Genomic DNA, 17,700 nt, shown 5'->3' with positions numbered 1-17,700 from the left:
ACTCTTAAACTATGGAAAAAGTTACGATATTCCCCATGTTGTATTCATATGTCATAGATAAATGGTAAAAATGTAAAAAAGAGCACAACCCTCCCGGGTCTGCTCTCTGCTTGAGATGCTTATCTAAACAGTTAAATTATTTTCTTTAATTTAGCTTCCTGTTCAATCGAACGTGCTGAGAGGAGCTCAATGATCCTATGTTGTTGCTCTTGCACATTTTCCAGTCGCTTCACGATTTCATTGGTTTCCAGCACGGCTTGTTTGATTTGGGATTGTTCGAATTCTATTCTGTCTAATCTTGTGTTCATTCCAATTAACTGTTCAAAAACCGGGGATAATTCTGCTCTTAGCAACGTAGTAAGTGATTCCTTCATTTCATTGTCCATCATATCGCTCCCTTCATATACCAACGCAGACTTATCTTATACCTATCATAACATAATTCCCTATGAATTAGCATCAGATGACATATACATATAGTACCACCATTTTTAGCAAGAGGAAACTCAAACATTTACTTCAGTAAATTATGTTGTGGTAAAATACACAAACAAAAAAGCCGCCCATGAAGGACGGCTTCGCAATATTAATGCTTAAGCTCTAAAGCTTGAGTTCTCAAAGATTCTGCTTTATCTGTACGCTCCCAAGGAACGTCTAGATCGTTACGGCCGAAGTGACCGTAAGCCGCTGTTTGACGGTAGATCGGACGACGAAGATCAAGCTCTTTAATGATACCCGCTGGGCGAAGGTCAAAGTTACTGTGGATCAGCTCAACAAGCTTCTCTTCACTCACTTTAGCCGTACCAAATGTATCTACAGCAATAGATACAGGACGAGCAACACCAATGGCATAAGCCAACTGAACTTCACATTTCTCTGCAAGACCAGCTGCTACGATATTCTTCGCAACATAACGCGCCGCGTAGGCACCGGAACGGTCAACTTTCGTCGGATCTTTACCGGAGAATGCGCCGCCGCCATGACGAGCATAACCACCGTACGTATCAACGATAATTTTACGACCTGTAAGACCTGCATCCCCTTGTGGTCCGCCGATAACGAAACGGCCTGTTGGGTTAATGAAATAGTTCGTCTTGTCATCCAACAAGTGTGCTGGAACGATTGGAAGAATAACATGCTCTTTAATATCTTTTTGGATTTGCTCCAAAGTTGTATTCTCATCGTGCTGTGTGGATACAACAATTGCATCTACACGAACAGGTTTATCATCGATGTACTCAACCGTTACTTGTGTTTTACCATCTGGACGCAGGTATGGAAGAGTGCCATTCTTACGAACTTCTGTCAAACGACGAGCCAATTGGTGAGAAATCGAGATCGGAAGAGGCATAAGCTCAGGCGTCTCATTTACAGCGAAACCGAACATTAAGCCTTGGTCACCAGCACCAATTGCTTCGATTTCTTCGTCCGACATGGAACCTTCTCTTGCTTCAAGGGCTCTGTCTACACCTTGTGCAATGTCAGGGGATTGCTCGTTCAACGAAACGAGAACCGCACACGTTTGGGAGTCGAAACCGTACTTCGCGCGTGTGTAACCAATGTCTTTAATTGTTTGTCTTGCGATAGCTTGAATATCGACATATTCAGACTTCGAAGTGATTTCACCAATTACCAAAACCAAACCAGTTGCTACAGATACCTCACATGCTACACGAGCATTCGGATCATTAGCTAGAAATGCATCCAAAACCGAGTCAGAAATTTGGTCACAAATTTTATCTGGATGACCTTCTGTTACGGATTCGGATGTAAATAAACGACGTCCACGAACTTGAGCCATATTATTCATCCTCCTACATTACATTTAGTATGTTTGAAAAGCTTCTACTCGATGCCTCTATGATAAAAAAATGGGCCCGGCTTTAGCGGTAGCTTTTCTCGCCAAACGGAATCCCTCTTTTGCGCTCATGCGCTGATAAGATCTTTGAATTCCGCACTGGTACAAATAGATAAAGCATTAATAAAGACAATACATGAATAAAGACAACATTAAAATGAACCTTCCCCTATCGGAAAAGGTTAAATTGAATATTGACCTTCAATTAATCATCCTACTTTATTTGTCGTGTGTTGTCAATTTATAATTTCGGAAATCCAATGGCAACGGTGATATAAAAAAAAGGTCAGCATTAGCCGACCTCACCTCTACTCTAACAATGCACTATACATATAAATAATTACAAAGTAAATAAGGTTTCTTCTGCTCGTTGGATCAACCGCTGAGTAATGCGACCACCTACAGCGCCTGCATCTCGGGAGGTAATGTGTCCCCAATAGTCTTTCTTCATAGAATTTGAAGGAATAGAACCAAGTTCACCCGCAAATTCTGTATCCGCATTGAGCGACATAGAGATGCCAACAGGTAGACCTAACTCAGCAGCAATTTCATATTTTAAGATATCTAAAGCTTTTTTCGATTCCGGAACAACTTTACTTCTAGCCATAACCAAACGCCTCCTCAGAGTTTTTGTTGTGATCATGAACGTGTTAAGAAGCTGCCATTTCTCTGTTGGGTACAATGATTAGTATGGCTAGATTCGTACAGGCAACACGCATAAGAAGTTGTCAATTTGGGTAAAATTATGGAGTAGACATCTATTGCGTAACCTTACTACCGTCTGCATTTAATATCAAATATCCACCACGTACCATGATATAAATGGACGTGTCATTTTTCGTCGAAGGCTTAATCCCACGGCCCTCTGTTGGAAAAATCAAAAGATGATTCAGCGCGACTTCCGTCCCCGCTGCCAGATCTTTGCCTCCCGTTACATCCGGGATGCCGTTCTCATCGTTGCTCACGGCCAGAACCTTGCCGCTTCGCACGATAAATTCCGCGCCAGCGCCGGCATACAAGGTTTGTCCATTTTCCAATTGGACAACTTTCATATTCGCCGCTGCCGTAGGGTTAGTGCTCGTGCCTCCGTTGCTCCCGCCTGGCTGGCTACCGCCAGCTGCAGCGATCGCGGAGGCCACAATCTCTTTCACCTTTGCTTCGCTTAAGGTGTTCTGCTCAAAGTAGCTCTGCGTGATCAGCGGATCAGTTGTGCCAGGTACTGGGGCTTCGGCTTGGGTTCCCTGACTTAAAGTGAGAAGTATTACAACAACACATATTAATTGTCTTACTAATGTTTTGATTGGAGTTCACCTCATCATTAAAAAGAAAAAGACCCCTAAGGGTCTCAATCTTTTTATAAATTTTAAAAATTATTTCGATACAAGCATTGTTAAGGATTTACCGTTAGGTGCAATTGCTGTAATTAAGAATTCTGTTACTGCAGCAGGAACGTTTGTAATTGCCCCAGTAGAAGAATTAATAGTCACAGAGCCAGTACCTTGAAGTGTTTGTACAGTATACTGAACACCAAGTACTGCGAAGTATTGAGCGATTGGATCAGTACCTGCAGTTGCATCCGTTTTGTACTCGATACCGTAGTTGTCAACAACTTTCAAGTTGTTGAAGTACTTGTACGCATAGTTGTTTCCTGCAGCATAAGTTGCTGTGCTGTTGTCTGCAGTCATTGTTTCAACTGTAATTGTATCAGCTTTTACAGTAATTTCTTGAGTCAAGTTAAGTGTTTGACCTTTGTTCGTGTAAACAACTGCGGATACAGTAGCTGTACCTGCTTTGTTACCAAGAATGTATCCATCTTCTACTCCACCAGTAGTGTAAGTGTCAACAGCTAATACATTCGGATCAGAACTGGAGATACCACGAACATAGTTTAGAGGAAGCTTAACTGTGTTTCCTGCGGAATCCTTAGCCACAACACCAAGCTTTTTGTCAAAACGGCTGTTTCCAGCAACAAGTCCGTCGGCTGCTTGGCCAGGGTTAGTTCCAACAACTGCTGCGTTGCTTGCAAATTTATCTTTTGCTGCAAATAGGCTGCCAACTGTGTTAAGTGAGTAAGTCAAAGCAGTGTCTGGTTTAATAGACTCAAGTGAACGTGTTACAGAAGAAGAGTAATCAGAGAAGTTGGACGTTCCGTTAGGAGCCTTCTCGATTGTCGCCTTAACAGTCACTTTACCTTCAGCTGTGTTCGTCAACAAGTTGAAGCCTTTGTTGAAGTATACCAATTGACTTGGTCCAAAGACGTAAGTAGTTTCATTTGTACCAGTTGCTGTTCCAGTAGGAAGCGCCGCATCATCACTTGTATCAGTGTTCGTTAAGTCTTGAGCACCTTTGAAGCTAATACCTGTTGTACCAGTAGCAGTTACAACTACCTTAACTTGATACTGAGAAGTTTGACCGTTTGCACTTGGAATAGTAGCTGCAATGTTTTTAACATCTTTACCGTACTGATCTTTAAGCATATAGACGACTTCACTATCTGCACCAAGAATTGCTTTTGCAGTAGGTTCAGTTGTCACCGAAATACGCTCAGGAACACGAGCATCGCTAATTGCAATACTTGTTTGTACGAATGTGTTAGTTTGTGATTGGTTGATCGTTCCAGAAACATAAACTTTACCACCAACTGTGTTAGTACCAGTATAAGTCAGTTTCACTTTACCTTTGTCAGAACCTGTTTCAACAATTGCAGCAGTAGCATTGCTTGCAGTGATATTAAAACGAGTCTTTTGGTCAACAATATCTTGAGCGCTTAACTTGTTGCCATTAGCATCAGTAGCAATCAAAGGAACAACTGTAGTTGTGTCACCAGCAGCAATTACTACTGCGGCAGCATCAAACTCAAATTTAGTAGCAAGATTCGCAGCACCTACGCTAATTGTTGCAGTAGCTGAAGATGAACCACCATAGATGTTAACAGTATAGTCAGCTGATTTATCAAGTTTTTCTGTCAATTGAACTTTAATACGAGCATTATCGTTATCATCGAAGAAGTCCGTGTAGTCATTGTTTGTACGAACTACTGCTAACTTTTGCTCATAAGGAGTAATAACAGGGTTGATTGTTGAAGCAGAAATTTCTGCAACTGGGTTATTCAGACCATCGTTTGGTGTAATATCAATTGGTTGCAATTGGCTTTTTACAATTGCGTTGCCATATTGGTCAATTAGGTTCAATGCGATTGAAGCAGTTTCATCTTTTGCAGCAAGTTTAGTACCGCTGTTAGGGTACGTTACTTTACCAGCTTCAATTTTGCTCAAGATCGGCACTGTGCCTACTTTGAAATTCTTGGAAACTGTTACATTGCTATTGTTCAAGTAAACTGTTACTGGAATAATACCATTACCTTGAGTCACACCAGCAGTACCTGAAACATTAGCAGTGATTACTAGGTTTCCATCAGCATCTTTTTTGAAGCTAGCTGGAGCTTGCCCGGATACAAGAGCTGTAAAGCTAGAAGTACCAAGAGAAACTGCCTCATCATATTGGTTTGTTGCTTTAAGTTTAATTGTAGCAACTTTGCTATATGCAACAGTGTCGCCAGCGTTTACAAAGTCAATTTTATTAACAGTCTCGTCAGTAGCTTTGAAAGTTGCAGTTGTTTTGTCAACAGCATCAGCAGCTAGACCTGACAAAGTTACTGTGTAGTCACCTTCAGTGATTCTAGTGTCAGTAGTCAATGTCACTGATTTTTTGTCTTCGGACCAAACTGGAGCAGTTGTGGATGTGGAAACAGCTAGTGTACCTTTAGTCAAAGCCAATTTAGCAAGAGTAGTATCAACTGCTTTGCTGAATGTTACTTTCACTTTGTACACGCCAGCTGCTTTAGCTTCAGTTACGGATACTTTACCAACGCTTGCGATAGCTGCATCAGCTGTGAATGCACCAACTACTAGGTCAGCACGAGTAGCAAATTTGGAACCGTCAGTACCTTCAGGAAGCAATTTTTTATCAACTGCTTGTTTAATTGCGTCAGCGTACCAAGGAGTACCAGTTGTGTCTGGTTTGATTCCAAGACCTTTAACCAATGCAGTTGCGAACTCACCAAGAGTTACGTTAGCTGATGGGTCAAAGGAGGAATCCGTTTTACCATCAACCAAACCAGCTTTTTTAGCTGCTTCGATGTAAGGGATTGCCCAACCGTTAGCTGTATCATCAGCTTTTACATCACCAAAGCTGGATGTTTTTACAGTTGCGTCAAATGGAACACCAGATACTAAAACAAGAACTTTCGCGAATTGTGCGCGAGTCATGTTTTCTTTGATACCGAAGGAATCTTCAGCTGTACCTTCGAAATATTTTTTAGCAAGCATAGCGTCGATTTTTGCAATTGTTGCTGCATCCAAACCTGCAAGATCTTTAAAATCTTTGGAAGTCTTAACTGTTGTTGCAGTTGTAGTAGCTGTTGGAGTAGTTGTTGTTTCAGCAGCCATTGCTACGGAAGCGAACATGGAGAATGCTAGTGTTGCTGTTGCGATTACTTTTAAACTTTTTTTCATAACCTTTTTTTCTCCTCCTTGAATATCGTGAGTTTTATTTTTTATGTTGATATTTTCTTTATTCCAGCTCGATTTACTCATTTTATTGTTCACCCCCCCTCCAGAGTTAGAGCATAATATAACTAAGGTTCGCTTGTAGCATTCCATGCTACATTTGAAACTAGTAAACTGTAATGAAATAAAATAGGAACCTAGACCAATTTACATTATACATTGATCAAACTAGATCGTAAAGAAATATTTTTCGTTATAAACTCCTCAAGATGGTTTCCTTTTGCCCTCATCTTTCGTGTTCAATGTATTAAACGCACTGTTTCGTAAAAAGTTGCGTTTCATGCCAAAAAGTTTTTTACTAAATAAAACCAAGATAGTGAAAAAGAAAATCGTCTATAAATTATCACTTTTAATCGTCATTCAATTTTGCTTTAGAAAAAACAAACCCAGCACGATTGTACTGGGTTTGTTTTAATTCTATTAATTATGGTCTAGCAACTAACACTTGAACGGATTTGCCATTTGGCGCAATTGCTGTAATCAAGAACTCTTGCACGTCATTACCAACTGCAGTAATTTGACCTGTTTTTGCGTCTAGATCAACATTACCAGTTCCACTTACTACAGATACTGTATAACGCAAACCTAATACTGCATCATATTTTGCAATGTTCTCATTTTCGTACTCAATACCGTATTGGTCTGTTACTTTCAGTGTATCATCACCATCTGTGAAGTACGTGTATGCATAACCTAGACCTGTGTAACTTGCGCTTGTTGCACCAGCTACAAGCTTGTCAACAGCAATTGTATCTGCTTTTACAGTCACTTCTTGTGTCAGGTTAATAGTCTCACCTTTGTTTGTGTATACGACTGCTGACACGGTAGCTGTTCCTGCTTTGTTACCAAGCACATAAGCATCTGTTCCATCTACATCTACTGCAATTACGGATGGGTCAGAGCTTGAAATTCCACGTACATAGTTGGAAGGAAGAATAACTTTGTTACCTGCTGAATCTTTGGCGATCACTGTTATTTTTTTATCAAATTGACTGTTACCCGCTGTTAACGCTTCGCCTGATGTAAAGCCTGCTGTCAATTTATCTTGAGCCGCGAATAATGTACCCACTGTGTTAATGGAGTACGTTAATGCTGTATCGGATTTAACCGCCTCAAATGTGCGTGTTACTACTGAAGAGTAGTCAGAGTAGTTGCTAGTTCCATTGGCCGCTTTTTCAATAACAGCTTTAACGGTTACTTTGCCTTCACTACCTGAAGTAGAAGTTAGATTAAATCCATTGCTGAAGTCATCAAACTGTGTGTTGTCGTAGTAGTACGTCGTTACATTTGCTGGCGCTCCTGTTACTACAGTTGGCGCATGCGCAGTTTTTGGTGCTGCAGCAGTACCAGTGCCTTCAGTTGTCACTTCAACTTTAATACGGTAGTTAGATGTTTGGCCATTTGCATTTGCGATATTGGAATCGATATCTGCAATATCTTTACCATATTGATCTTTCAATTGGAATTCAACATCATCAGATGCACCCAGGATTGCTTTTGCTGCTGGCTCTGTGGAAACTGTAATACGCTCAGCGATACGTGCATCTTGTACCGGAATGCTCGTTTGTACAAATGTGTTGGATTGCGATTGGTTAATTTGACCTGTTACGTACACTTTCGTTCCAACTACATTGTCCGTTGTAAAGCTCAACTTGAGTTTACCTTTGTCCGTACCTGTAGGTTGAATTGACCATGTGCCATTTGTAACACTGAAGTTCATACGATCTTTATTGTCTACGATGTCTTGCGCGCTTAGTTTGTTTCCATTAGCGTCAGTTACGTTTAATGGTACATATACACTCGCATCATTCGACGCTAGCGTGACAGCGGAAGTGTCAAATTCTACTTTTGCAGGCAAGTTAGCTGCACTTACGCTTACTGTTGCTGTTGCGGATGAAGAACCACCATAGATATTTACTGTATAATCTGCTGTTTTATCTACTTTAGCTTTCAATTTCACTTGAATAAGAGCGTTGTCGTTCTCATCAAATAAATCGCTTGTTGCAAAAGATGAAGTCGCTTTGACTACTTCAAGGTTTTGTTCGTATGGCGTAATAACAGGATTAACATTACTTGCTGCGATTTCACCTGAAACGAATTGACCTTTAGTAATTGGATTACCATATTGGTCAAATAAATTCACAGGAATAGAAGCTGTCTCATCTGCTGCAACCAATTTCGTTCCATTATTGGAGTATGTTACTGTGCCTGTTTCAATTTTGCTCAAAATTGGCACTGTACCTACTTTAAAGTTTTTGGAAACTGTTATATTGCTATTATTCAAGTAAACAGTTACAGGGACAATTCCATTTCCTTGAGTCACACCAGCAGTACCTGAAACATTAGCTGTGATTACCAAGTTGCCGTCAGCATCTTTTTTGAAGCTTGCTGGAGCTTGACCAGATACAAGTGCTGTAAAGCTTGAAGTACCCATGGAAACTGCTTCGCCATATTGGTTTTCAGCTTTCAATTTAATCACTGCATTTGTGCTGTAAGCTACAGTATCCCCTGCATTTACAAAATCAATTTTGCTTACTTGCTCTTCTTTAGCAGTAAACGTTGCTGTAGTTTTCTCTACAGTCGCTGCGTCAAGACCAGAAATAGTTGCTGTATATTCACCTTCACCAATTTTTGTGTCTGTTGCTAGTGTTGCTACTTTTTTATCTTCAGACCATGTTGTTGTTGCAGAAACAGCAAGCGTGCCTTTTGTTAAAGATACTACTGCTTTTGTTGTATCAACTGGTTTGTTAAATGTTACTGTTGCTTTATACACACCCGTTGCTTTTGCTTCTGTTACGGAAACTTTACCAGCTGGTACGTATTGTTGTTTAGCTTCATATGCGCCAGTTACAAGAAGATCACGAGTTGCATTCGTGATACCACCGAAGGTGCCGTCTGCATTGTTGGAAAGAACTTTCAATGCAAGTGCTTCAGCCACATAACCTTGTGCCCAACCAGAAACTGTTTTATCTGTACCAGTCAAAGCTTTTGCTTCTGCGTCTTTACCAAGTACACGAACCAAGAAAGTAGCTAGTTGTTCTTTCGTTACTTTACCAGCTGGGTTGTATTGACCTTCTGCATATCCATCAGTTACGTTAGCAGTTTTCAAAGCTTCGATGTAAGGAAGTGCATAACCATTCGCTGCGTCGGTTACACTAACGTCAGTAAAGCTTGATGTTTTAAGATCTTTATTTACTTCAAGGCCCATGATCAAAGCTGCTACTTTAGCGAATTGTGCGCGGTTCATTTCTTCTTTCAAACCAAATGTTGTGTCGCTTACGCCATCAAAGATTTCAGCGGAAATCATCGCGTCGAACTTTGCTTTTGTTGCTGCGTCAAGGTCTTTCAAATCCGTGAAGTCTGCAGATGTTTTACCAAATGCAACGGATGAGAACATGGAAAGAGCCATTGCGGACGTAAGAACTACGGATAAAGTTTTCTTCATAAAGGTTGTTTCCTCCTAATATTTGAAAGTTTTTTGTTATAAAAACTTATAACCAACGGGGCGACTTTTGAATCCTTGAATCTACTTTAATCAATCTACTTGATAGACTACTGTGTAGCTTTTCGTATATCATCTCGCCTACAAACTTAGTATACGACACTCTATACTACATTTCATTGCTAAGTATTTTCCAACTGTGTTTTCTATCATTACTCTCTACTTAGCAACTTGGTTACAAGTTAACTTTAAAGCCAACTTGTAAAGAAAATGAGAAAAGAAACTTAATGCTTGCTAAAAGTTTGCTTAAAAATATCTGAAAGCATATTAATAATTTGTTGTAGTCCAACAAAAAAAAGACCCCGAAGGGTCCTTTTTTAAATTTTTCTTATCGATTACGGTCTAGCAACTAACACTTGAACGGATTTACCATTTGGTGCAATTGCTGTAATCAAGAACTCTTGTACATCATTACCAACCGCAGTAATTTGACCCGTTTTTGCATCTAATTCAACGTTACCAGTTCCACTTACTACAGATACTGTATAACGCAAACCTAGAACTGCATCATATTTTGCAATGTTAGCATTTTCGTACTCAATGCCGTATTGGTCTGTTACTTTCAGTGTATCATCACCATCTGTGAAGTAGGTGTATGCATAACCTAGACCCGCGTATGTTGCACTTGTTGCCCCAGCCACAAGTTTATCTACTGCAATTGTATCTGCTTTTACAGTAACTTCTTGTGTCAAGTTAATAGTCTCACCTTTGTTCGTGTACACGACTGCAGATACTTTAGCTGTTCCTGCTTTATTACCAAGTACATATGCATCTGTTCCATCTCCATTTACTGCAATTACAGAAGGGTCAGAGCTTGAAATACCACGTACATAGTTCGAAGGAAGAATAACTTTGTTACCTGCTGCGTCTTTTGCAATTACAGTCAATTTTTTATCAAATTGGCTGTTACCCGCTGTTAACGCTTCTCCTGATGTAAAACCTGCTGTTAATTTATCCTGAGCTGCGAACAATGTTCCCACTGTGTCGATGGAGTACGTTAATGCTGTATCGGATTTAACTGCCTCAAACGTACGCGTTACCGCTGAAGAGTAGTCAGAGTAGTTGCTAGTTCCATTTGACGCTTTTTCAATAACTGCTTTAACCGTTACTTTACCCTCACTACCTGAAGTGGATGTTAAGTCAAATCCATTGCTGAAATCATCAAATTGCGTGTTGTCATAGTAGTATGTTGTAACATTTGCTGGCGCTCCTGTTACTACAGTTGGTGCATGTGCAGTTTTTGGTGCTGCAGCAGTACCAGTACCTTCAGTTGTTACTTCAACTTTGATACGGTAGTTAGACGTTTGACCATTTGCATTTGCAATATTGGAATCGATATCTGCAATGTCTTTACCATATTGGTCTTTCAATTGGAATTCAACATCATCAGATGCGCCCAGGATTGCTTTTGCAGCTGGCTCTGTTGAAACCGTAATACGCTCAGCGATGCGTGCATCTTGTACGGGAATGCTCGTTTGTACAAATGTATTGGATTGTGATTGGTTAATTTGACCTGTTACGTACACTTTAGTTCCAACTACATTGTCTGTAGTAAAGCTTAACTTCAGTTTTCCTTTATTGGTGCCTGTAGGCTGAATCGACCATGTACCATTTGTAACACTGAAATTCATGCGATCTTTGTTATCTACGATTTCTTGCGCGCTTAATTTGTTTCCATTCGCATCAGTTACGTTCAATGGCACATATACGCTTGCGTCATTTGCCGCTAGTGTTACAGATGTAGTATCAAACTCTACTTTTGCAGGCAAGTTAGCTGCACTTACGCTCACTGTAGCTGTCGCGGATGAAGAACCACCATAGATATTAACTGTATAATCTGCAGTTTTATCCACTTTAGCTTTTAATTTTACTAGTACACGAGCATTGTCGTTCTCATCAAATAAGTCACCTGTTGCGAAAGTTGTAGTTGCTTTGACAACTTCAAGATTTTGCTCGTAAGGCGTTATGACAGGATTAACATTACTTGCAGCAATTTCACCTGAAACGAATTGAGCTTTAGTGATTGGATTGCCGTATTGGTCAAATAAATTTACAGCAATGGAAGCTGTTTCATCTGCTGCAACTAATTTTGTTCCATTGTTAGAGTATGTTACTGTACCTGTTTCAATTTTGCTCAAAATTGGCACTGTACCTACTTTAAAGTTTTTGGAAACTGTTACATTGCTATTGTTCAAGTAAACTGTCACAGGAACAATTCCATTGCCCTGGGAAATACCTGTCCCCGTCACATCAGCAGTAATAACCAAGTTGCCTGCTGCATCTTTTTTGAAGCTTGCTGGAGCTTGACCAGATACAAGTGCTGTAAAGCTTGAAGTACCCATGGAAACCGCTTCGCCATATTGGTTTTCAGCTTTCAGTTTAATCACTGCATTTGTGCTGTAAGCTACAGTATCCCCTGCATTTACAAAATCAATTTTGCTTACTTGCTCTTCTTTAGCAGTAAACGTTGCTGTAGTTTTCTCAACAGTCGCTGCGTCAAGACCAGAAACAGTTGCTGTATATTCACCTTCACCAATTTTTGTGTCTGTTGCTAGTGTTGCTACTTTTTTATCTTCAGACCATGTTGTTGTTGCAGAAACAGCAAGTGTGCCTTTTGTTAAAGATACTACTGCTTTTGTTGTATCAACTGGCTTGTTAAACGTTACTGTTGCTTTATACACACCCGTTGCTTTTGCTTCTGTTACGGAAACTTTACCAGCCGGTACGTATTGTTGTTTTGCTTCATATGCACCAGTTACAAGAAGATCACGAGTTGCATTCGTGATACCACCGAACGTGCCGTCTGCATTGTTGGAAAGAACTTTCAATGCAAGTGCTTCAGCCACATAACCTTGTGCCCAACCAGAAACTGTTTTATCTGTACCAGTCAAAGCTTTTGCTTCTGCGTCTTTACCAAGTACACGAACCAAGAAAGTAGCTAGTTGTTCTTTCGTTACTTTACCAGCTGGGTTGTATTGACCTTCTGCATATCCATCAGTTACGTTAGCAGTTTTCAAAGCTTCGATGTAAGGAAGTGCATAACCATTCGCTGCGTCGGTTACACTAACGTCAGTAAAGCTTGATGTTTTAAGATCTTTATTTACTTCAAGGCCCATGATCAAAGCTGCTACTTTAGCGAATTGTGCGCGGTTCATTTCTTCTTTCAAACCAAATGTTGTGTCGCTTACGCCATCAAAGATTTCAGCGGAAATCATCGCGTCGAACTTTGCTTTTGTTGCTGCGTCAAGGTCTTTCAAATCCGTGAAGTCTGCAGATGTTTTACCAAATGCAACGGATGAGAACATGGAAAGAGCCATTGCGGACGTAAGAACTACGGATAGAGTTTTCTTCATAAAGGGTGTTTCCTCCTAATATTTTAAAGTTTTTTTGTTATAAAAACTTATAACCAACGGGGCGACAATTAAATCTCTGAATCTGCTTCAACATATCCAATTGATAGATTCCTGTGTAGCTTTTCGTGTATCATCTCGTCTACAAACTTAGTATACGACACTCTATACTACATTTCATTGCTAAGTATTTTCCATATGGAACTCTTGAGACATTCTATAATCGCATCAAAAAACAAACAACCCCATCACTTATTAGGTGACGGGGCTGTTTGACTTAAGTTCATTTACTCTTTACGGAACCATCTTTTGTTGCTTCATAACGCGATAAGAAATGATGGAGGCTTGGGCGCGGGTTAACAATTCTGTTGGGTCGAAACGAACAGTTGCTTTTGTTTCCCCAGCCAGCAAGGTATTCTCGATCCCCTCAATTAATCCACCCTTAGCAACTGCTTCAACAGATGGTCTTGAGTAAGACTCGATATTATCGGCGTCCGTAAATGTCTTTTGCAGCGTCGCAAGTGATTTCTTAAGATCAGTGCTCAGTTTCATTTCAGCAGCTCTAGCAATCATAACAGCGGCGTCTTGGCGCGTTATGGATCCGCTAGGGTTGAATCTATTACTTGCCTGACCACGAATAATACCTGCTCTTGCCGCGGTCTCAATGTACTTGTAATCGTAAAGCATGCCGATGGCATTATCGATTTTCAGAACATCTGAGAACGTTGAGCTGCCGCTATAATTCATAGGAAGCTTAAAGACCTTCACTAAAATTTGAGCAAACTCACCACGTGTAATGTAATCATTCGGTCCAAAGGAGAAAGTTGTTTTGGCTCTCATAACCCCTTTGGAGTACAGAGTTTCTAATTCCGTTCTCGCAAAAGAATGACCTGTCATATCATCAAAACTGCGGTCCATGTACATAACTTGATAGTAACCAAACTTGCGGAATGGCACCGTTATGGTGTTGTTCTTGTTGTCTACTACGCCACCAAGGTTCTTCCACCCATAATCCGTGGTGTTCGCGTAATTGGCGTAAATGTCGTAGAAGAATACGGTAATATACTTACCTGCATCCTGACGGATAGCTGGATCGAACTGCAACATTAATGATCCTTCTTGGGAAGGCACAACGAGCTCATCGTTAAGGCGATTGAAATAAGGACGTCCTAAAGTCGTATCATCATAGGGATCTAAACCAGTTCCGTTAAGACCTTTACTCAAATCGTCTGCTGTCGTTGTCGTTGTACTTGGCGCAGGAATGTAGCCTGCATCCATATAGTACAGATTACTCGCTGCATGGAACGTATCTTCTGGAACCTTAACGCTTATCTTAGATTTAAAATAACCGTTCGCTACCGGATACAGGGTCTTATCAATTCTTCCGTCATCCGTATCTGCTATACCAAATAAAATTTTACGATTCGTTGAAATGTATTGATTATTATTGCTGTCTGGGACATTTCTCATTAATTTAGTGTCTTTAGGGAAGGTTAATTGAACCCCTCCGTTAAAAATCTTGAATTTGGAATTCATTAATTGCAGCGTCTGTGCGCCTTGCACATTCGTATTGGTATTGAAAAGAATGAAACTACCGTTCACCTTGGCTCCATTACGGGTAATCGTGAACTTGATCGCATTCGCACCAGGTTTTAACCCTGTCGCTTGATACAAATACTGATCAACGGAATTGACTGTGCGTTTCGTCGCTTCATCTTTCCCAAATACGACACTGTCCGCATTTTCCGCTTCAAGAATAATATTATAGAAGTCACTATTAATATTGGATTGAAGTTCTCCTTTTGGATTTTTAATCAGGAGAGGTTGAACAACCGTATAAGGGACATTTTGTCTAGTAATCGTTATGGATCTCGTTGATGTGATGTTGGAATTGTTCGTAATTCTAAATTCAAATACAACATCTGAGTCATCTAATAACTTAAATCCATTTGTCGTAAACGTTTGTACGGGAAGCGTATTGGATACACCCGAGAAGAAATCTGTTCCCAAGGATGTAACTGTCCTCGAATTGGCTGTTTGGTCGATAACAGTGATCGTATCTTTAATCGTTTGCTGATACACCAGTGCATCGCCTTTGGCATCCTTCGTATGCACGACAAGTGTCATTGCTTTGATCGGCGAAGCTGCTCCGTTTGCATCCAGACTCGTAAATATACCACTAAAGGATACGGTACGCTGTGTTGTCGTATAGGTATCTGCATCAGTCCCTGCAACAAATTGGGTACCTGCACCTATTGCACCATTTTCTACTGGTTTAATCAATGTGAATTGCGGCGCATCCGTTGAGAACAAGTAGATGTCATAGGATTGCTCAGTAATGAAGACATTATTAACGTAAATCTTGAATTTTATTGTGTTTTTTCCTTCGACTAATACCTTTGAAACGTCTGCAGGATTAGTTGGATTAAACAAGTTTAACGGCATAGTAAATGCATTGGTACCGGGCGCAAATATCGTATCGATTGTTTGAGAGTCTAGTGTGTACAAACTTTCATTTAAAAATACTTCTACTTTATTCCCAGGCGCAGTAGCTGGTGCTACTACAGGATCTTGATAAAAATTCACTAAACGACCTGAAATACAAGCCTCTGTCGTTCCGCAAGTCAAATTCTTGATATTTCTAATTGACATGCTGTTCGAAATATTATTGATGATAACGTAAGGTGCATTGCTGATGGTTAGTTTATAGTCTGTTGTACTATATTTCACATCATTTACATCATATAGCTCGATGCTCAGCTTCTTGTTACCGTCGCTAATCCCTTGCAGCGTTATATCAAACTTCTTCATATCCCCGTAGACCGCACCAATGATGTCAGTAGTGTCTGGATAATATACGCCGTCAAGCTTGGCTCTAATAAATTTCGTCTCATCATTCGTGTAGATATGAACTAGCCCTGGCAGCTCATTCACTAAATTCTCATCCGTTAAGCTTAGTTCATTCTCTACCGTACCGTTAGTAAGTGTTGTCTTATCAATATAAGGTTTGTCTGGATCTACATATTTGAACTTATATTCTGTCGTTACAGGTACTAGACTGTTCGAGATATCGCGGAATGTAAACGTTAATCGTTGTTCATTAAGCGCAAGACCGGAAAGAGTAGGAATCTCAACCGTTACATTCTTAACAGCATACTCCTGACTACGTGTTAGAGGGGAGCTAACCGAGTAATACGTTGCACTGGTAACAGCAACGGGTACAGCCGGCGGTGGCAGATCAACTCCTCCTAAATCGATGATACCAATTGAAGCATCATTGATCGCAACATCGACATAACGATATTTCAGCGATGAACCTGTAGCATCAAAATCACTCTTAACATTCGCTGTAAAGGTAAGCGCACTGGTTTGGAAAGTTGGGATGCTGATTAAATCTTTCGATGTTGCAGGCGTCCCTGTTTCAAATACTTTACCGTTGAAAGCAAATGGCTGACCATTGTCGTACCATAGTTTTTTAACCACTTGATACTTATTCGTATCATTACTTGCTGTGAAGTTAATAATATTATCCCCTGCGGTCAAACAGAAACTTGTCACTGAAGAGCAGGTAGAAGACGACTTATTCTTATCATCACCCGTGAAGTAGAAATAACCGTCATTACTTTTGAACCCCAGCTTAGGCAAACTATCCCCTGAAAGAGTAGCTTGAACTGCGCTTGCATTGGAAGCTTTGGTTTTAATTTGAATACCTGTTGTGCCTGCTTTCAGCGGGCCGCGGTCAACCGGATAGATTTTACCATCTTCAAGTTGCTCATTATTAACGGTAATGTTAGATAAATTCGTCGTCGGGGCGTAGTAAAGCCAGCCTGGCGCGGACGCAATAGCACTCGATTCTCCTAGATATACAACAACTTTATTCAAACCTTCTGACAACTGAATGTTATCGAATTTGACTAGATTGGATCCAGCAATTTGAGCCTTATTATTTTTCTCTGTTACAACGGCACCAGAGTTAATATTCGTGATCTCAAAATAAATGGATGGAATCTGTGAATCCGTTAAATTCGTTGTTTCTACATTTAAAACAAAGGGTAGTTGTGTAATTCGTGTTACCAAATTGTTATCCGTAGGCCGAGCCGTAGATGTACCGGCATTATCGGTTTCCGTGTATAGATTTTTGATAACAAGCGTCGAAGCTGCACTCGCTGTCATCACAGGCATTAAACTAATCATCAAGGATATGATCAACAGTATGCTTGCTAGTTTGGTCTGTAATCGTTTCAAAACAATTTCCTCCTTATGTTATCTAAATGTGATTAGCTTTTTATGTATGGGACTGGTGTATCACTCATCACTTAACTAGATTTCGACAATCCCTCCCAAATTCTTCTATCATTCTACATGATTAGACGCGGCTAATCGCCAAAAGTTACTGTATATTACTTATCGGTTGATTGCAGT

Annotated in this window: 8 protein-coding genes; all 8 read right to left on the bottom strand. The window is 40.3% G+C overall.

The genetic code is table 11. From position 1 onward, the window contains the following. Positions 1-131 precede the first annotated feature (131 nt). Entirely contained in the window at positions 132-386 is a 255-nt protein-coding gene (locus ACSQ8P_RS00425; protein WP_436233424.1) for a hypothetical protein, read from the bottom strand. Positions 387-586: 200 nt separating this feature from the next. Next, positions 587-1,801, bottom strand: coding sequence for a methionine adenosyltransferase (metK, locus tag ACSQ8P_RS00420; RefSeq protein ID WP_436233423.1), 1,215 nt, complete (start codon positions 1,799-1,801; stop codon positions 587-589). Positions 1,802-2,198: 397 nt separating this feature from the next. Beyond that, on the bottom strand, positions 2,199-2,465 hold the full coding sequence (locus ACSQ8P_RS00415; protein WP_436233422.1) for a small, acid-soluble spore protein, alpha/beta type: 267 nt from the start codon (positions 2,463-2,465) through the stop codon (positions 2,199-2,201). Positions 2,466-2,616: 151 nt separating this feature from the next. Further along, the gene (locus ACSQ8P_RS00410) at positions 2,617-3,009 is read right to left on the bottom strand and encodes a hypothetical protein (protein WP_436233421.1); all 393 of its coding nucleotides are present in this window, start codon (positions 3,007-3,009) and stop codon (positions 2,617-2,619) included. A 219-nt stretch (positions 3,010-3,228) separates the two neighbouring features. Continuing rightward, the gene (locus ACSQ8P_RS00405; protein WP_436233420.1) at positions 3,229-6,453 is read right to left on the bottom strand and encodes an S-layer homology domain-containing protein; all 3,225 of its coding nucleotides are present in this window, start codon (positions 6,451-6,453) and stop codon (positions 3,229-3,231) included. A gap of 397 nt (positions 6,454-6,850) precedes the next feature. Beyond that, positions 6,851-9,871 (bottom strand): S-layer homology domain-containing protein, encoded by a 3,021-nt coding sequence (locus ACSQ8P_RS00400; protein WP_436233419.1) that lies wholly within the window; start codon positions 9,869-9,871, stop codon positions 6,851-6,853. A gap of 392 nt (positions 9,872-10,263) precedes the next feature. Then, on the bottom strand, positions 10,264-13,281 hold the full coding sequence (locus ACSQ8P_RS00395) for an S-layer homology domain-containing protein (protein ID WP_436233418.1): 3,018 nt from the start codon (positions 13,279-13,281) through the stop codon (positions 10,264-10,266). A 291-nt stretch (positions 13,282-13,572) separates the two neighbouring features. Further along, a complete protein-coding gene (locus ACSQ8P_RS00390) occupies positions 13,573-17,523 on the bottom strand; it encodes an S-layer homology domain-containing protein (RefSeq protein WP_436233417.1) in 3,951 nt (1,316 codons plus the stop codon). Positions 17,524-17,700 lie beyond the last annotated feature (177 nt).

It is taken from the genome of Paenibacillus sp. LjRoot153, assembly GCF_964253085.1.
Classification (GTDB): domain Bacteria; phylum Bacillota; class Bacilli; order Paenibacillales; family NBRC-103111; genus Paenibacillus_E.
The sequence above is the reverse complement of the archived record's forward strand: the minus strand, read 5'-3'. Positions and strand labels throughout refer to the sequence as shown.